Raw genomic sequence first — 18,704 nt, forward strand, 5'->3', positions numbered from 1 at the left:
CTGACGCCTGACTCATAGGAACGGAGCCGAACGTGCTGAAGGGTATTGTGCTGGCCGGCGGCAGCGGAACGCGCCTCTATCCCATCACGCTTGGCGTGAGCAAGCAGCTCCTGCCGATCTACGACAAGCCGATGATTTATTATCCGCTGTCGACGCTGATGCTGGCGGGGATTAAGGACATCCTCATCATCACAACGCCGGCGGACCGCAGTCAGTTCGAGCGACTATTGGGCGACGGCAGCCAGTGGGGTATTCGGCTTAGCTATGCCGAACAGCCGAAACCCTCTGGCCTCGCGGAGGCCTTCATCATCGGTCGAGATTTCATCGGATCGGACAGGGTAGCTCTCGTTCTGGGCGACAATATTTTCTTTGGTCATGGCTTACCGGAACTGCTGGCGCGCGCGGCGGGCCGCGAGCGCGGAGCCACAGTCTTCGCCTATCATGTACGGGATCCCGAGCGATATGGCGTGGTCACTTTTGACGCGGACGATCGACCGGTGAGGGTTGAAGAGAAACCTATCTCGCCGAAATCCAATTGGGCGGTCACGGGTCTGTATTTCTTCGACAATGAAGTCGTCCGCTACGCTGCTGACGTTAAGCCATCCGCGCGCGGTGAGCTTGAGATCACGGATCTGCAGATGCGCTACCTCTCGAATGGCGCTCTTCAGGTCGAACGCATGGGGCGAGGCTTCGCTTGGCTGGATACGGGCACGTTTCAGTCGCTGATCGAAGCAGGCAGCTTTGTTCAGACACTCGAGACACGGCAGGGTATGAAGGTGGCCTGTCTCGAAGAGATCGCTTTCCGGCAGGGTTTTATCCGGCGCAATCAGCTGCTGGAATTGGCGCAAGGTCTGGAGAAGAGTGGTTACGGAGTCTACTTGCGCGACCTCGCTCATACCGTCGATCCGGTGTGATGCGCTTTACTCTGGAAATGGACTCACCCATTGGCCATTATTTGCCGCTCGGCCGTCAAAGAGCGAATTCACCATATCGGCCCGCCGACATGGATCAAAAGTGATTTTGGGGATGTGATCGTTTTTCATTCCGAGGAATACTTCTTTCGACGCTTGCGAATGTCGCAATGATCTCGAAGGCGCGACTGCCGACAGCAACGCCATCGGCGCGAAGTTCTTGAGGCGGTCAAGCTGATCAAGGATCGGGGCGTCCTACGGTCAGACTGCCGAGGACCTTGGCGTTCATCCGACGCAGTTGCGTTCGCACTCGACCTCGCGCAAGTGAAGCAGGAGATGAAGCAGCCCGTCATCGTCGACCTGCGCACCATCAACCGCCCCGAGGAGATGAAGAAAGGCCCGCTTCACCTATGAGAGTATCGTGCGCGGAAAAAACTAACTTAATCCTCAGCGCAGATAGAGCGCGGTACAAACCTCATGTTTCCGTTAAACACCGCTGGCCGTGGGCCGCGTTTCGTTGCCGGGACGACAATGCCCATTAATCATTCCATTTAATTTTTATTTATTCGATTGACGTTGGAATTAATTTTTGATTATTTATTCAAATCGAAGTTTGTTTTTTCTTCAGCTCGCAAAGCCTTTTGTCATGCCGGAATCGACAGCGCTTTCACTGCGGGAAACCACGTCTCAACATGGCGGCGAGGTGAATTCGCCATGTAATTCAAACGTGTGCGGCGAAACGTTCGAATTTTTGCAGTGCCCCGGACATGAGATTTATTGCGCGCCGGTAGGCGGGTCAGTGCGCGCGGCGGGCACAGATAAAATTAAATGTTCGACTCGCGCCGCGGAGTTTGTCGTCTATTCGTTGACGGTCGACGTGCCGCGGAATGCAAGTACGGTCCTGCTGCTTGATTGCGCCCTCGTCGGCATGGGGCCAGAGGAAACGCTTGAGGTAACCTTGCTGCCGAGCGGTGGCCGGATGAGGGTCGCCGCGCGGCAAGAATATCTAGGTATCGGAGACATCATTTACGTCAAGGATCTGGCTTCGTTGCAATTTTTACCGTGCGCGCATGCCACGCACGCGGTCTCCATGTTCGAATTGCGCGCCGTCGGACTCCATGGCGAAACCGTCGTTGTCCGTGTGACGATTTCGGCCGAAGCCCGCGCATCGGGCCCCGCCGTTCGGGTGCGACCGAGGAATGTCACGGCGGTCGAAATGGACCCGCTGACGTTCGGCCTTACGACGGCCCTAGCCCTCTCCTTGGTTTCGTCACCTATGGCGGCGCTGCCTTCGCACGCCCCCGATGGCGGCGCGGCGGGCGATCGTCTTGAAGGCCAAGCGCATGCTGATCTTGCCCCGAAGGGCGACGATCCTTCGCAGGACTCGACATCCGACGAGCCTTCGGTGACGGGCAGCATCCCGAAGAATCAAGGGCAGGATATCCGCAGCCCTGATGCGCATCGACGCTGGGTTGGATCCGGTACCCCGCCCGACGTCTGGCACGGCGGGGAGACGGCCATCGCGAAATGGACGGTGGAGCATTTCCATCAACTCACAGCACCGTCGCAGCCGCCATCTGTCGGTTTCAGAGATGAACGCCTCACAGCCCTCGATGCAGTGGGGTCGCTCGGGACGCCGCCGGTGGAGCGCGCGTCGCCGCACGCCGTCAGACAAGCAGCCGCAACAGTGCCCACGGCTCCCCATGATGCCCAGTACATAACTATTCGACCTGTCGCTGGAGATGACGGAGGCTATCTGGTTCTGAACGGCAAGAGGACGATCCAGGTAACTGCCTTGCTGGCAAACGACAAGGTGGCGCCTGGACTCCAGCTTTCGATGGATGCAGTTTTTTCGGCCCAGCATGGGACCGTTACCTACGACGCGGCGAGCCAGGCGATCGCCTTCGTCGCAACTACGGGATATCGCGGAAATGCGAGCTTCTCCTACACCGTCAGGGATGACGAAGGCCGCAGCGCGCAAGCGACCGTTACGCTTTTCGTGGTGCCGGATGAGACGCTCTTCGACACCGGTGCTCAGCCGGCATTGGATCGGGTGAACGATCCCAATTCGGTCGAACTCGGCGTCAGATTTGTCAGCGCGTCGGATGGGGTGATTGCGGGTCTTCGCTTCTACAAGGGCGCAGACAATGTCGGTGTTCATACGGCGAATCTGTGGGATGCCGCCTCCGGCACGTTGCTCGCGACAGCCTCCTTCAGTGGCGAGACCGAAAGCGGTTGGCAGCAGGTCGCGTTTTCGAGCCCGGTCGCAGTTCGCGCGGGCGTTAATTATGTCGCTTCGTATCACACGGAAGGGCTGTACTCCGCTGATCCCGGCTATTTCGCAAATCCGGTGACGCGCGGAGACCTGACCGCGATCGGCAGTGTCTACGCATACGGCTCGTCGAGCGTGTTTCCCACCAACAACCACAATGCCAATAATTATTGGGTCGATGTCATCTACAGCAGGCCGCCGGCGGCGCCGGAGGCGCTCGACGACGCCATCGGGGCTGTCGGCGGCGGGCGGTCGACATCCATTGCGTCTTCGCTGCTTCTTGCAAATGATCGAAATCCGGATGGTCTTCCGATGTCGATCACCGGAGCTGGAAATGCAGTCAACGGAGCGGTCTCGTATGATGCGCTTACGCAGGCCGTGATATTCACCCCAGCGTCGGGCTATTCCGGCGCCGCCGAATTCTCCTACACGGTCACCAACAGTCTCGGCGTCTCGGCGACAGCCGATGTGAAGCTCTGGGTGGCGGGGACACAACCGGCCACGGTCTTCGACGCCGGGGCGACGCCGACCGTCATGAAAGCGAACGACACAAATTCCGTCGAGCTTGGCTTCAAATTCCAGAGCACGGTTAATGGCGACGTGGTCGGATTGCGCTTCTTCAAGGGCGTCGACAACACCGGTCCTCATGTCGCGAACCTGTGGAGCGCGACAGGCGATATTCTCGCAACGGCCACGTTTGCCAATGAAACAGCCGATGGCTGGCAACAGGTGATGTTCGCTGCCCCGGTCTCTTTGACCGCGGGCGTGACCTATGTTGCTTCGTATCACACCGACGGCAACTACTCCGCAGATCCAGGCTTCTTTGCCAGCTCGCACGACAACGGCCTGCTGATTGCGCCTGCGAACGCCCCGGGCAGTGGCAACGGCCTCTTTGCCTATGGCTCGTCGAGCCTATTTCCGACCGCTAGTTTTAACGCCACCGGCTACGGCGTCGATGTCCTGTTCAAGGCGAATCTCACGGGCTAGGGAGAACTGCGATGCATGCCGAAATATACACCGACGGAATTGACGAAATCACGGTCGGCGGGTCGATCGTTCGCGTCGATATTGTCAGTCTTTCGCCAAATGAGCGCGACGCGAACAATGCGCCCAAGAAAGTCTTTCGCCAGCGACTGATATTTCCGATCGAAGCATTCGCCAACTCCGTCGAGGTCATGCAGAACGCGCTCCAGGGGCTGGTCGATGCGGGTGTCGTGAAACGCAACAATCCGAGATCGCCGCCGGACGGATCGACGTCGAGCCCCGGCAGCGCAGATATGACCGCATCAGTCTCGAACGCGTCACGGAATCCAAATGCTTCATCAAATTTCCGCTAACGACGAAGTTCAGCAGCTTGCTCGGGAGATCGAAGCTGAACCGGCCATCGAGAACCGTATCGAGGTCCAGACGGCATTGCACTGCCTGGAATTCGTTGCCGCGCGGCATGGCGTTGATCTGTCTGTCGAACATTTGCGTCATGCTCATGCGGTCGATGGCACCGCGCTAGCGGTGCCGGCCATCCAGCGGATGGCCAAACAAGCCGGGCTGAGGGCCAAAACGGCGAAGGTCGACTGGCAGGCTCTGGTGAACCTCGGGGAGGCATTCCCTGCGATGGTTCAGCTCGCGAACGGCAATTGGGTAGTGGTCGCAAGCGCCAGTGGCGGCGGCGAAGGTCCGCGTGTCAGCGTCATCGATCCGCTCGCGGACCGGAGCGACGAGCCGTTGCTCGTGAACGAGGAACAGTTTTGCGCCAACTGGCATGGTGACGTTCTGCTGATAAAGCGGGATCAGACGGGCCCGGCGTCCGAGAAGACGTTCGGATTCCGCTGGTTCGTCCCCGAGCTTTTGCGCGAGCGGCGCCTGTTTGTCGATGTCGCTGTCGCGGCCATTCTGCTCTACGGACTCGGCCTTGTAGTTCCCATCTTCTTCCAGCTCGTCATCGACAAGGTGCTGGTGCATGAGAGTTTCACAACCCTATATGTGCTCGCGGCCGGAGCTATCGCCGCGCTGGTCTTCGACGCGATCTTCAGCTTCCTGCGCCGATATCTCATGCTGTATGCGACCAACAAGGTCGATATCCGCGTGGCCACCAAGACATTCGGCCATCTGCTGGGTTTACCGGTGACGTTCTTCGAGCACATCTCGGCGGGCGTATTGGTAAAACATATGCAGCAGGCCAGCCGTATCCGGGAATTCCTGACCGGACGGCTGTTTCTTACACTATTGGACGCGCTTTCGCTGTTCGTCTTCATTCCTGTGCTGGCGATGTACAGCCTCAAGCTGACGGGACTTGTGCTGGCGTTCACCGTGCTGAGCGGCACGATCGTGGTGCTTTTGATGGGGCCGTTCCGGCGTCGCCTCTTCAGCCTGTACCAGGCTGAAGGCACGCGGCAGGCATTGTTGGTGGAGACTGTCCATGGCATGCGGACGGTCAAATCACTCGCCATGGAGCCGCTGCAGCGCAAGGTCTGGGACGACAGCTGCGCCCAGTCTGTTTCAATGCGATTCCATGTCGAGAAGATTTCCGCCGGGGCGCAGTCCGTGACAGGATTCCTAGAGAAGTTGATGACGCTCGGCATCATCGGCCTCGGCGCCCTGGATGTCTTCAGCGGGGAACTGACCATCGGTGCGCTGGTTGCTTTCAATATGCTCGCCGGTCGTGTGTCGGGGCCGCTGGTGCAGATGGTGACCATGGTGCACGAGTATCAGGAGGTTGCGCTTGCGGTTCGAATGCTTGGCGAAGTCATGAACCAGGCTCCGGAACGCGAAGCGCTTCGCACCGGCTTGCGACCTGACATCAAGGGGAGCATCGAGTTCGAAGGCGTCTCTTTCCGGTATGGCGCCGAAGGAGCCGCGGCTCTCGATGACGTGTCCTTCTCCATCGCTCCGGGTCAGGTCTTCGGAATCGTCGGGCGCAGCGGCTCCGGGAAAACCACTCTCACGCGTCTGATGTCAGGTCTGTACCCTGTGCAGCAGGGATTGGTGCGGATCGACGGTTATGATTTGCGCGAAGTCGATCTTGTTCATCTGCGAAAGAATCTCGGTGTTGTCTTGCAGGACAGCTTCCTATTTCGCGGTACCATCCGGGAGAATATCGCACGTGTCAAACACGATGCGACCTTCGCCGAAGTCGTTGAGGCGGCACGGCTCGCCGGCGCGGACGAATTCATCCAGCGAATGCCACGGGGCTATGACACTCTGCTCGAAGAGGGCGCGTCCAATCTGTCCGGCGGCCAGAAACAACGGCTGGCCATCGCGCGCGCGCTGATCGTCAATCCGCGCATCCTCATTCTCGATGAAGCGACCAGTGCCCTCGATTCGGAGAGCGAAACGATCATTCGCCGCAATCTGCGTCGTATCGCTGCCGGACGCACGGTCATCATCGTCTCGCATAGGCTGTCGATGCTGGCGGATGCGGACACCATCCTCGTGATCGAGGGCGGGCGGGTCGTCGATTTCGACCGTCACGACAAGCTCATCGCAAAGTGCAGTATCTACCGGCATTTGTGGAACCAGCAGATGAAAGCGGCCTGACAATGACCGTCGATGAGCACGTGAACTCGCCGGTAACGCGAGGGGGCAGTTCAGTCAACTCCGAGCGGCGCAAGCGGCTCGGTTCCGGTACTGTAAGGCTGCGCCAGCCGGCCATCGTCCGTGAATTCCAATCCGACGCGGTGGAGATCGAAGGGAGCACGCCGCCAAGCGTCGCTCGGTTGACACTGTACTGCGTGGTCGCATTAATATTCGCCGCGATCCTATGGGCTTCTCTGTCTCACGTCGAGACGATCGTCTCGGCGCAGGGAAAGCTCACGACGACCCACCCGAATCTTGTCCTCCAGCCGCTCGAAACGTCCGTCATTCGGCAGATGCATGTTCGCGCCGGCGACGTGGTCAAGAAGGGCGACCCGCTGGCGACGCTAGACCCTACATTTTCCCAGGCTGACTTGGATCAGCTGCGCGTGAAAGTCGCGGCATTCGATGCGACGACTGAACGTCTCAGGGCCGAACTTGAAGGGCGCGACTACGCTCTATCCGACCCGAATAACCCTGATGCGATCTTGCAGGGCAAGTTGTTCGCGCAACGCAACTCGTTCTACCGTGCTCAGTTGACGACTTTCGACGCGCAAATCGCCAGCGCTCGTGCGAATTTGAAGACCGGCCAGGACGACGAAACGGTGCTGGCCCAGCGCCTCGAAACGATGAAGTCCATCGAATCGATGCGCACTACCTTGATGGACAAGGAAGTCGGATCCAGACTGAACTTCCTGCTTTCGAGGGATGCGCGTCTCGAGGTGGAAAGCAACCTATCCAAATCACGGGGTAACCAGGTCGACACCGCGCACAAGATCGAGAAGGCCAGCGCTGACCGACAGGTATTCATCGAGGAATTCCGGCGCGCAACATATCAGGAACTGGTCGAGACGCTGGCCAAGCGTAGCGGTGCGGCAGAAGACCTGAAGAAGGCGGAGCTGCGCAGGCACCTTATCGTTCTGTCGGCGCCGGCTGACGCGGTTGTATTGGAACTCGCGAACCGCACCGTTGGGTCGGTGGTCAAAGAGGCGGAGACGTTGTTTGTCCTCGTGCCACGACACGTGCCGTTGCAGGTGGAAGTCAATGTCGAGGGTCGCGATATCGGCCAGATTACCGTCGGACAGCCAGTTCGTCTGAAATTCGAGGCATTTCCTTTCCAGAAATATGGAACGGCAACGGGCGTGGTGCGCGTCGTGAGTGAGGACGCGTTCAGCCCGGACGCGAAGACCGACGCGGTGCGGCGCAATCCCGCTCCCTATTACCGCGTTCTGGTGGACGTGACCGACAGCAAGTTGCGAACCCCGTCGGGGCAGGTGCAGCTCATCTCCGGCATGGCCGTAACCGCCGAGCTGAAAGTCGGGCACCGTCGTGTGATGTCCTATTTCCTTTATCCGCTTCTCCGCGGTCTGGATGAGAGCATCCGTGAATATTGAACGAGAGACTCATGAGCAACCCGGGTAGTCAGGACGTGTCGGCCGCCAAGTGGATTGCAAAAAGCCGAACCGCGGCGAATTCGCCACTGATTAACTATGCGCTGGGCGGCTTGGACAATTGCTGGCTTCCGGACTTGCAACGATGGTCGCATATCTATCATCTCGATGGACGAGAAGCTCCCAACGAGTCCGTTCCTCACAGTGATGCCTTCTATTCGCTGAATGTGCTGCTCGGAATGTCACGTATTCGTGCCGTCCCACATTATATCGACGTCTCTGAAGTGTTCTGGACCAACGTAGACCGGTTAACACAGCAACCCACGGCAAAATATGGGTTTGGCCTGGCTTTGTGGGTCGCTGCCAGATTGAAACTCGATATGCCATTCGGTGCGTCGAAGATCATCCGGCAGTTGCTGGAAGATCGTGGCAAATGGACGGATTTCACGGCGCAGGACCTGGGGATGCTACTTACGGGGATCATTGCGCAAGCGGCGGAAGGGAGGACTGAGCTTGTCCATCACGCTGCTCCATTGTTCTACTTCCTGAATGAATCCTATACAACGGAGTCCGGCCTCTTTCGCGACACGGCGACCGGCTATCGGCGGCGATTTGCGTCGTTTGCGGCGCAGACATTTCTCGCATTAGCGTGCTACAGCTACGGTGAATTTGACGGCGATTCCGAGGCCATTGAGTTGGCCAATGCATGCGTACGTCGATTGATCCAGCTGCAGGGACGTCAGGGCGAATGGCCTTGGCTCTTCGACGTAGAACGGGGTGAGGTGGCGGACTTCTACGAGGTGTATTCCGTGCATCAGTATGGAATGGCGCCGGCGTTGCTTGAGTTTGCAGAGCGTCACAATGTGGAAGGCGCGCGTGACGCATTGGTCAGAGGCTTCATTTGGATTTTTGGCGAAAACCAACTTAGACGATCGATGTTGTTGCCGTCGCTGCAGATGAGCTATCGTTCGCAGGTGCGGCAGAGCGAGATGCATTCGAGGAGTCGGGGCATGCTTCGCTCTGTCGCCAATGCCTATCTCGGCCGCAATGCTCAGTTGGTATCGCCTGCCAAACTAGCGCTCAGGGCGGAGTGTCGGAGCTACGAGCTCGGGTGGATCCTGTGGTCGTTCGGCGAGCGAAGCGATCTTCCGCAATTGACGCAGAACCTGGTCTTCAGCCGCGCATTACGCTGAAGGCGGGCTTGCAGGCCTTTACCAGCGCATTTGTTTTTCTCGGATCCTGCCGTGAGTCCAGCGCGTCAGCATAGTGAGAAATACCATGACTTGTCTCCCTCGGAGTACGGCGGATAACGACGGCTGGTCCAGACGCAAATCCCGTCTAATAATGTTAAATTAAATATTTAAAAGCTGTTGCTATTAAACGTCGAGTATATAATAATGAGTTGTATTAAATAGAGGGCTGATAATCGCATGACACACAGTCGCGTCGGAATAGGCGTCGTTGGGTACGGTTACTGGGGGCCGAACCTTGTGCGCAACTTCGTCAGCAACCCGTCCGCCCACCTCGTCAGCATTGCCGATCGCGATCCGGCAAAGCTCTTGGCGAGCAGGCATCTCTACCCCGGGGTGGCGGTGACCGACCGTTACGATGACTTGCTTGAGGATCCCCAGATCGATGCGATCGCGATCGCCACGCCGGTGCGCACGCATTACGAGTTGGCGCTCGCCGCACTCAAGGCGGGTAAGCACGTTTTGGTGGAGAAGCCGCTTGCGTCAAGCGCGGATGAAGTCCGTCATCTCATCGACGAGGCTGATCGGCGAGGTCTGACGCTCATGGTCGATCACACCTTCCTTTACACCCCGGCGGTGCAGAAGATTCGCGAGCTGATCACCGCGGGCGAGCTCGGTGATGTCTATTACTACGACAGCACGCGATCGAGCCTTGGTCTGTTTCAGAGTGACGTCAACGTGATCTGGGATCTGGCGGTTCACGATATCTCGATCATCCAATATATTCTCAACGAGAACCCGGTTGCGGTCTCGGCGACAGGGTCGTGCCACGTAGCCGGATCGCCGGAGAACATGGCGCACATCACGCTGTTCTTTGAGAGCAAATGCGTCGCCCATATCAGCGTAAACTGGCTTTCGCCGATCAAGGTGCGTCAGACGTTCATCGGCGGCAACAAGAAGATGATCGTGTATAACGATCTCGAGCCGACCGAAAAGATCAAGCTGTACGACAAAGGCATTACCCTGAATGCGTCACCCGAGAACGCGCACCAGTTCAGGATTGGCTATCGTGCCGGCGATATGTGGGCGCCCAACATCTCCACCAAGGAAGCCCTGCAAACGGAAGTCGGGCATTTCATCGAATGCGTGCGCACGGGAGCAACGCCTGTCTCTGACGGCTACTCCGGCTTGCGCGTTATCGAGGTGCTGGAGGCCGCGTCGCGCTCGATCGCGGATCACGGCCGGCCGGTCTGGCTGACGCAGCCCCTCACGGCCCCCGGTTCGCAGAAGCTGGCTCTCGAGGTGGTGTCTGCAGTCGGGAGTTGCTGATTGCCGAGCGGTCGGGTGGCAAGAACATGAGTGCGGTACAGCGGTCGATCGTCTTCTCCGCCGTCGAACGTTACGCAAGCGTCTCCTTGTTCGTAATAACGACCGCGATCATATCGCGGTTGCTGACGCCGGCCGAATTCGGCACCTTTGCGGTGGTCAGTGCCCTGACTACCGTGGTGTCGGTTTCGTTTCAGGAATTCGGCGGGGCGAACTACCTCATTCAAAAGCAAGAGCTGTCGCGAAGGCACATCCGCACGGCGTTCACCATCATCTTCGCAATCTCGATCATGATCGGGGCGCTGTTCTTCGTCCTGTCCGGCGTGCTGTCCCGATTCATGGGGCAGGACAGCCTTGCGAACGGTCTGTCGGTCTCGGCACTGAGCTTCCTGTTCGTGCCATTCTCGGGGACGATCGCAGCTCTGTTCCGTCGCGATCTGACGTTCGGCAAGCTCGCGATCTGCAATCTCGTCGCCAATGTTGCGGGCGCCGTCGTCTCGATCCTGCTTGCCATGCTCAAGTTCAGCTATATGGCGCCGATCTGGGGCGGATTCGCGAACTGTGTGACTCTGACGCTAATTTTGCTTGCCTGGCACCGCGACTTTGGGCTGTTTCGCCCGTCATTGGCGGACTATCGGGACATCGTTGGATTCGGTGTCTATTCGAGCGGCGTTAGCCTTATCAACGTCCTCTACAACCTTGCCCCGCAGCTGTTTCTGGCAAAGCTTCTCGACTTCGCGGCGGTCGGCCTTTACAGCCGCGCAATCAACCTGACCCAGATCTTCGATCGCCTAGTGATCCAGGTCCTGTCCCCTGTCATCATGCCGGCCGTCGCCGCCCAACGAAAATCGGGGGCAGATCTTAAAGGCGTCTATCTCGAGGCGATACAGCTTCTATCGGTGATGCAGTGGCCATGCCTGACGTTCATTGCGATCATGGCGCATCCCTTAATCGAGATCTGGCTAGGGCCGAGTTGGCTGGAGATTGTTCCGCTGGTGCGTATTCTCTGTACCGCCAATCTCGCGATGTTTGCGGCGTGCCTCAGCTACCCCGTGCTTGTCGCAGCGGGCCACGTACGCGATGCTCTCGTCTCGTCGTTGATTTCCCTTCCGCCGTCGTTGTGCCTGTTGTTCGCTGCCGCATTCTTCAACGTCCACGCGGTCGCGGCGGTTGCTCTGCTCACGCTGCCGTTTCAGGCCGTCGTCACGATCTACTTCATCCGGAAACGACTTGGCATCGACGGAGGGAAGATCATCGAGGCGCTCCAGAAGAGCGCCGTCGTAACCGTGTCGACTGCTCTCGGTGCCGCCTGTTGTGCGTTGCTGATTGAGGTCGGCACTGCAAAGCCCATTGTCGGTCTCATTGCCGGATCGTCCTGCGCCGCGCTCTGCTGGTGGTTGGGACTTGTACTGACGCGGCATCCCATGCTCAATCACCTGTATCACGCCCTTTCCGGCGTCGTAGATTTGGTGAGGCCGCGGTTTCGGCGGCCGTTAATTTAAGATGCTCAATTGAGCGCGTGAGAACCGGAGAGCCAGAATGCCTATCGCAAAAGACGTGCAGCTCGGTCGCGACGTGCGGATTTTTCATCCGGACCTTGTCAATCTATATGGCTGCTCGGTCGGCGACGATACCAAGCTCGGAACCTTCGTGGAAATCCAGGGCGGTGCGCATATCGGGTCCCGGTGCAAGGTGTCCTCGCACAGTTTTATCTGCGAAGGGGTCACCGTCGAGGACGAAGTGTTCATCGGCCACGGTGTGATGTTCACCAATGACAAATATCCGCGCGCGACCACGGCGGACGGCCTGCCGCAAGGGCCCGCCGACTGGACGGTGGAGCCTACGCGCGTCGGCAAAGGCGCTTCGATCGGGTCCAACGCGACCATCTTGTGCGGTATCAATATCGGTGCGGGTGCAATTGTCGGCGCCGGCGCGGTGGTGACGAAGGATGTGCCGGCGGGAGCTGTCGTCGCGGGCGTGCCGGCGCGCATCCTGCCGCCGTCCAAGGCCGAAGCCGTGATTGCCGGCGCCCGCCTCACCGCGTGAAGCGGCGCGACCCTGCCGTCGGTCCAATTAAATATCTCGCCTGTATTATTTTCTTTAAAATTATATTGATTTAATTTTTATTTTATAATTTAATATATTAATCGAGCGGCCGGACAGGGCGCCGCGGTGCAGGGATCAAGACATTGGTACCATTTCTAGATTTGAAAGCTCAGTATCGCCAGATCAAGTCGGAAGTCGACGGCGCGGTGCTCCGCGCGATCGAGAGCACTCAATATGTGCTCGGGCCGGAGGTGACGGCCTTCGAGCAGAGATTCGCCGAATATTGCAGCGTCGGCCATTGCCTCGCGGTGAATAGCGGCACTTCGGCGCTGCATCTGGCGCTGCTCGCGGCCGGGGTTGGCGCGGGCGATGAAGTCATCACTGTGTCGATGACGTTCGTCGCCACCACCGCCGCCGTGCTTTATAGCGGAGCCAAGCCGGTCTTCGTCGATGTCGATCCCGTCACCTGGACGATGGATCCGGCCTTGATCGAGGCGGCGATCACGCCGCGCACCAAGGCAATCCTGCCGGTCCATCTGCATGGGCTCATGGCCGACATGGACCCAATCATGGAGATTGCACGCCGCCATAACCTTGTTGTGATTGAGGATGCCGCGCAGGCCCATGGAGCCGAGTACAAGGGGCGCCGCGCCGGTTCGATCGGCGACTTCGGCTGCTTCAGCTTCTATCCAGGCAAAAACCTCGGCGCCTACGGCGAAGGTGGTGCGGTCGTCACCAACAATCCGGAGCTGGCGCGGAAAGTGGCGCTGCTGCGCGACTGGGGCCAGGAAGCCAAATATAACCACGTGGTCGCCGGCTACAACTATCGCATGGACGGCGTCCAGGGCGCCGTGCTGAACGTCAAGATGAAGTATATCGAAGCATGGACGGAAGGTCGCCGAACGGCGGCGGCCGACTATGACCGCCGGCTTGCGAGTCTCTCCATCATCCGGCCGCAGCCACCGAGCCACAGCCGCCACGTCTATCACGTCTATGCGCTGTGTCTGCCGCGGCGCGACGAGACGTTGAGCGCTTTGCAGGAAGCCGGCATCGGCGTCGGCATCCACTATCCCGTGCCGGTCCACTTGCAGATCGCCTATGCAGGCCTCGGCTATCGCAGCGGCGACCTCCCCATTACCGAACGCCTGGCCAACCATTTCCTCTCTGTGCCGATCTATGCGGAGCTGCAGCCGGAGCAGGTGGCCGAGGTCGTCTCGCAACTCGAGAAGGTCCAGCTCGTCGAGGCAGCCTAGGTCTCGTCGGTGCGGAACGGCTCATCGGTGCGCCGGCTTTCGGCGTCGCCAACAACAGGAGAGTGTCTTGGCTGATCTGAGGGGTAAACGCATTCTGGTCACCGGCGGGGCCGGCTTCATCGGCTCGCACATCGTCGACCTGTTGTGCGACGAGGGCTGCGTCGAGATCGTTGCGCTCGACAATATGATCCGCGGCCGGCCGGAAAACCTCCGGCAGGCGTTCGACCGCGGGCCTGTGCGCATGGTGCAGGGCGACATCCGCGACGGCAAACTGATGGCCGCGCTGGTCAAGGCTGCCGACATCGTATTCCACCAGGCTGCGCTGCGCATCACCCATTGCGCTGCCGAGCCGCGTCTCGCAAAGGAGGTCATGGTCGACTCCACGTTCGACCTGCTCGAACTCTGCGTGAAGCACGATGTAGAGAAGGTCATTGCCGCGTCCACCGCCTCGGTCTACGGCATGGCCGATGAGTTTCCGACCACGGAAAAGCAGAACTCCTACGGAAACCGCACCCTCTACGGCGCCGCCAAGGCGTTCAATGAAGGGTTGCTGCGCTCTTTCAACGACATGTACGGGCTCGACTATGTCGCGTTCCGCTACTTCAACGTCTACGGAGACCGGATGGATATCCACGGCCGATACACTGAAGTGCTGATCCGCTGGATGGAGCGGCTCGATGCCGGGCTACCGCCGATCATCTTCGGCGACGGCAAGCAGACGATGGATTTTGTTCATGCCAGAGATGTCGCCCGCGCGAACATCTTGGCCGCGAGGTCGAAGGCCACGGATGAGGTCTTCAATGTCGCGAGCGGCACCGAGACCAGCCTCGCACAGCTCGCCTCGACGCTGGCCTCCGTCATGGGCCATCCCGGTATGAAGCCGGAATTCGCGCCCGAGCGCTCCATCAATCCCGTGCCGCGCCGCCTCGCGTCGACGGAAAAAACGGAACGGCTGCTCGGCTTCCGTTCGACCATCGGGCTCGAGAAGGGTCTTGCCGAACTCGTGGACTGGTGGCGGGTGGAACGCGAAGCGATCGCCGCTGCCGGCGAGAAGGTGGCGGCCGCGTCGTAATCCGGGCGTCGCCGATTCCATTGAAGCCCCGCGCGTTTCCAGCGCGGGATCGGACATTGGGCGCGGCCCATGCCTGCCATCTTGAAGCACCCGAACGCGGCGAGCCATGATATCAATCGTCGTCCCCGCCCACAACGAGAGCTCGGTCATCGGGCGGACGCTGCGCCAATGGATCGCCGCTGCTGAATCCGGCGAGTTCGATGTCGTCGTCGTCTGCAACGGGTGCACGGATGACACGGCCGAGGTGGCGCGGCAGTTTGGTGCGGCAGTCAAGGTCCTCGAAACGGACGTAGCCAGCAAGACCGACGCGCTCAATCTGGGCGACCGGGCGGCCCGCGGCTTTCCGCGGATCTATGTCGACGCCGACGTTGTGATGAGCATCGACACGATGCGGACCCTCGCCGGACGCCTTGATCGAGGTGATGTGTTGGCGGCGGCGCCGACGGCAGATATCGATCTCTCCGGTTGTTCCTGGCTTGTTCGTAGATATTACAAAATTCGCTCCCTGCTGCCATCAGCGCGCGAGGGAGTCGGCGGCTCAGGCGTCTACGCGGTGTCGGAGCAGGGACGCAGTCGCTTCGGCGAATTTCCAGCCGTCACGGCGGACGACACTTATGTGCGTCTTCAATTCACGCCCGGGGAGCGGGTTACGCTACCGGACGCGCGGTCCACGATCTTTCCGCCGCGCGGCTTGCCGCAGTTGATCGCAGTCAGAACGCGTGTTCATCGGGGGACACTCGAACTCGCCCGGCTGTTTCCGGAACTGCTGACAAATAGCGGCGAGTCGAATGGCCGTGTGCTCCTTGCGCTGTTCAGGGAGCCGCTCCTGTGGCCGGGGCTGATGATCTATTGCTGCGTCAACTTTTTCGCCCGGCGCAGGGCGATCAGGCACGTGCAAAGCGGCGCGCATCTGTGGCAACGCGATGAGTCCTCTCGCGTCGCGCTATCGGCTGACTCCTGCAAATAAATCGGTGGGTGCGCTGCTCGCATCGCGCGATCCGTCGGCGTTCGCGCCAGCTGAGGTTCGCATCTCCATTACGGCGCCTACGCATTGCGCATCAACGCGCGGAAGGTCGCCGGACCTCGGTTGCGATGGAAATTATGCGATTTGAATGTTGCATTAAATAAAAAAAGATCTTGATTTTAAATGCAATGTATTTAATGTTTACCGCATTAAATTAAATCGGCTGCGGCGGGCGTTTTTATGCCCGGTCCAACCCGCAGGCGGGGATTGCACAGCGTGCAGCCGTTGAGGAGGCCGAGATGCTTCGAGACCCGATGTCTGACGGAAATTCGGTGCCGGAGATCAGCGTGCCGTTGCGTGGCGTTCGTCCGAAGGTGCTCGCCGTCTCGTCGGGCGGCGGCCACTGGGTCCAGATGATGCGCATCAAGCACGCATTCGACGACTGCGACGTGACATTCGTCACGGTGCATGAATCGTATCGGGCGCAGGTGCCCGACAATCAATTCTATCTGGTGAACGATGCGAATATTCGAACCAAGCTCGATCTGCTCAGGGCTGCGCGCCGACTGGCCTGGATAGTCTGGACGGTCCGGCCCGATGTCGTCATCTCGACGGGGGCGGCGCCCGGATATCTCGCGTTGCGGTTCGGCCGACTGCTGGGCGCACGTACCATCTGGCTCGACAGCATCGCCAATGCCGAGAAGCTTTCAATGTCAGGCGACCGCATCGGTCGTAGCGCCGATCTCTGGTTGACCCAGTGGCCCCACTTGGCGCGCCCCGATGGACCGCATTACACGGGAGCCGTACTATGATTTTTGCTACGGTTGGAACACAAGGACATTTTGACCGCTTGATCCGCACGATCGACGGGTGGGCGGGCGCCAATGGCAGGACTGACGTCTTCGCGCAGACGGGTCCATCGGATTATCGCTCCGAGTATATCCGCACAGAGCGATTCATCGACGCTACCGAATTCCGCGAGCGCGTCGAGGCGGCGAGCCTCGTGATCTCCCATGCCGGCATGGGCTCCATAATCACCGCGCTCGAGTTCGGTAAGCGGATCATCGTGATGCCGCGCCGTGCCGGCCTTGGCGAGCATCGCAACGACCACCAGCTGGCGACGGCGAAGCGCTTCGCGGACCAAGGCTCCATCACGGTTGCTTACACCGAGGAGGATCTGATTGAGAGGCTGGACCGGCTGCAGGCGCTGAACGAGACAGAGCGGCTCACATCGCCGGCATCGCCGCACCTTATCTCCACCATCCGCGGTTTCATCGGCAGCGGGCGAGCCGTTGCTGACAGGATCAGCTATAAACCTGCTGAAAATGGCAATGCCGAATAGCGTAGACGTCGGATTAAATATCTGATCATTTAATTTATTAACGTCAATCGCGCTGCGTGTCAGCACGCAGGGCGCGGATAGACCCAGCGAAAGAGCCGACCATGAATGATGCGATGCCGTTCTCGGATGCCGATGACAGGACCATGGGTCGGCGTCGTATCACGTCTCTTGTTGCTCCGTCGATGATCCCGATCGCGAAGCCGTTCCTAGATGCGGTAGAGGCCGACGCGGCACGCGAAGCCGTGCTGTCCGGTTGGTTATCACAAGGCGCGCAGGTCGGCGCTTTCGAACGCGAGTTCGCGGCGATGACGGGGGCAGGGTATGCTTGCGCCGTTTCGAACTGTACCACCGCGCTGCACCTGGCGCTGCTCGCCGTAGGCGTCGGACCGGGCGACGAGGTCATCACCTCGAGCCACTCTTTCATCGCCACCGCCAACAGCATCCGCTATTGCGGGGCGACGCCGATCTTTGTCGACATTGAACAAGCAACTTACAATCTCGATCCGAATTGCGTTGCCGAAGCGATCACGAATCGCACGCGGGCGATTCTGACAGTGCACCAGATGGGCATGCCCTGCGATCTAACGGGGCTGCTCGCGGTCGCAATGAAGCATGGAATTCCGGTCATCGAGGACGCAGCCTGCGCGATCGGCAGCCAGATCAATATGGCCGGCGTCTGGGAACATGTGGGCAAGCCGCGCGGCGCGGTCGCCTGCTTCTCTTTCCATCCGCGCAAGGTGGTCACCACCGGCGAAGGCGGAATGCTCACCACGTCGGACCCCGAGATTGATCGCAAGCTGCGCCTGTGGCGCCAGCACGGCATGAACGTGCCGGATACTGTCAGGCACAGTTCGGCGCAGGTGATCTTCGAGAGCTATGATTGCGTCGGCTTCAATTACCGGATGACCGATATCCAGGCCGCCATCGGCCGCAAGCAGCTGCTCCGCCTGCCCGAGATCGTCGCTCGGCGACGTGCTGTTGCAGACCGCTACGGGCAGCTGCTGGGCGATATCGAGGAGCTGGTCTTGCCATTCGAGCCGGAATGGGCGCGTTCGAACTGGCAGAGCTATTGCGTTCGCCTGCCCGAGCGGGTGAACCAGAAGGCGGTGATGCAGGGCATGCTCGACGAGGGTATAGCGACCCGCCGCGGCATCATGTGCTCGCACCGCGAGGCGCCCTATGCCAGCGGGGAGCGCCGGCACAGCCTGCGCCAGTCCGAACTCGCGCAGGATCTCGCGATCCTGCTTCCGATCTATGTGCAGTTGACAGAGGATGATCAGTTGCGCGTGGCGGATGTGCTGCGGAGACAGCTGCGGGTCTAGGCAAATATCGTCGCCGCCACCTTTAGAGTTGGACGGTGCCGGAGA

General features: G+C 59.7%; 15 protein-coding genes. All 15 read left to right on the forward strand.

The window, feature by feature from the left end; all coding sequences use genetic code 11:
- Positions 1-35: 35 nt before the first annotated feature.
- Positions 36-914 (forward strand): glucose-1-phosphate thymidylyltransferase RfbA, encoded by an 879-nt coding sequence (rfbA, locus tag AB8B20_RS31220; protein ID WP_439072990.1) that lies wholly within the window; start codon positions 36-38, stop codon positions 912-914.
- Positions 915-1,500: 586 nt separating this feature from the next.
- Positions 1,501-4,170 carry a DUF4082 domain-containing protein gene (locus AB8B20_RS31225; protein WP_439070948.1) on the forward strand — a complete coding sequence of 890 codons (2,670 nt, stop codon included), beginning with the start codon at positions 1,501-1,503 and terminating at the stop codon, positions 4,168-4,170.
- Positions 4,171-4,181: 11 nt separating this feature from the next.
- Positions 4,182-4,520, forward strand: coding sequence for a hypothetical protein (locus tag AB8B20_RS31230; protein WP_439070949.1), 339 nt, complete (start codon positions 4,182-4,184; stop codon positions 4,518-4,520).
- The gene (locus tag AB8B20_RS31235; protein WP_439070950.1) at positions 4,498-6,717 is read left to right on the forward strand and encodes a peptidase domain-containing ABC transporter; all 2,220 of its coding nucleotides are present in this window, start codon (positions 4,498-4,500) and stop codon (positions 6,715-6,717) included. Before AB8B20_RS31230 ends, AB8B20_RS31235 begins: the two co-directional genes overlap by 23 nt.
- Positions 6,718-6,719: 2 nt before the next feature.
- A complete protein-coding gene (locus AB8B20_RS31240; protein WP_439070951.1) occupies positions 6,720-8,147 on the forward strand; it encodes an HlyD family type I secretion periplasmic adaptor subunit in 1,428 nt (475 codons plus the stop codon).
- Between the two features lie 11 nt (positions 8,148-8,158).
- On the forward strand, positions 8,159-9,337 hold the full coding sequence (locus tag AB8B20_RS31245; RefSeq protein ID WP_439070952.1) for a hypothetical protein: 1,179 nt from the start codon (positions 8,159-8,161) through the stop codon (positions 9,335-9,337).
- A gap of 237 nt (positions 9,338-9,574) precedes the next feature.
- Positions 9,575-10,663: a Gfo/Idh/MocA family protein gene (locus tag AB8B20_RS31250; protein ID WP_439070953.1), complete on the forward strand. Its 1,089-nt coding sequence runs from the start codon at positions 9,575-9,577 to the stop codon at positions 10,661-10,663.
- 26 nt (positions 10,664-10,689) lie between these two features.
- Positions 10,690-12,162: an oligosaccharide flippase family protein gene (locus AB8B20_RS31255; protein ID WP_439070954.1), complete on the forward strand. Its 1,473-nt coding sequence runs from the start codon at positions 10,690-10,692 to the stop codon at positions 12,160-12,162.
- A 37-nt stretch (positions 12,163-12,199) separates the two neighbouring features.
- Complete coding sequence (locus tag AB8B20_RS31260; protein WP_439070955.1) at positions 12,200-12,706, forward strand: acyltransferase; 507 nt, start codon at positions 12,200-12,202, stop codon at positions 12,704-12,706.
- Positions 12,707-12,849: 143 nt separating this feature from the next.
- On the forward strand, positions 12,850-13,959 hold the full coding sequence (locus AB8B20_RS31265; RefSeq protein WP_439070956.1) for a DegT/DnrJ/EryC1/StrS family aminotransferase: 1,110 nt from the start codon (positions 12,850-12,852) through the stop codon (positions 13,957-13,959).
- Between the two features lie 76 nt (positions 13,960-14,035).
- Positions 14,036-15,031, forward strand: a complete 996-nt coding sequence (locus AB8B20_RS31270; protein ID WP_439072991.1) for an NAD-dependent epimerase/dehydratase family protein — start codon at positions 14,036-14,038, stop codon at positions 15,029-15,031.
- A 106-nt stretch (positions 15,032-15,137) separates the two neighbouring features.
- Entirely contained in the window at positions 15,138-15,998 is an 861-nt protein-coding gene (locus AB8B20_RS31275; protein WP_439070957.1) for a glycosyltransferase, read from the forward strand.
- Between the two features lie 311 nt (positions 15,999-16,309).
- Positions 16,310-16,807, forward strand: a complete 498-nt coding sequence (locus tag AB8B20_RS31280) for a UDP-N-acetylglucosamine--LPS N-acetylglucosamine transferase (protein WP_439070958.1) — start codon at positions 16,310-16,312, stop codon at positions 16,805-16,807.
- 38 nt (positions 16,808-16,845) lie between these two features.
- Complete coding sequence (locus AB8B20_RS31285) at positions 16,846-17,337, forward strand: glycosyltransferase (RefSeq protein ID WP_439090634.1); 492 nt, start codon at positions 16,846-16,848, stop codon at positions 17,335-17,337.
- 182 nt (positions 17,338-17,519) lie between these two features.
- Positions 17,520-18,659, forward strand: coding sequence for a DegT/DnrJ/EryC1/StrS family aminotransferase (locus AB8B20_RS31290; RefSeq protein WP_439072992.1), 1,140 nt, complete (start codon positions 17,520-17,522; stop codon positions 18,657-18,659).
- Positions 18,660-18,704: the final 45 nt, after the last annotated feature.

Source organism: Tardiphaga sp. 866_E4_N1_4 (assembly GCF_052076075.1).
Lineage (GTDB): Bacteria > Pseudomonadota > Alphaproteobacteria > Rhizobiales > Xanthobacteraceae > Tardiphaga > Tardiphaga robiniae.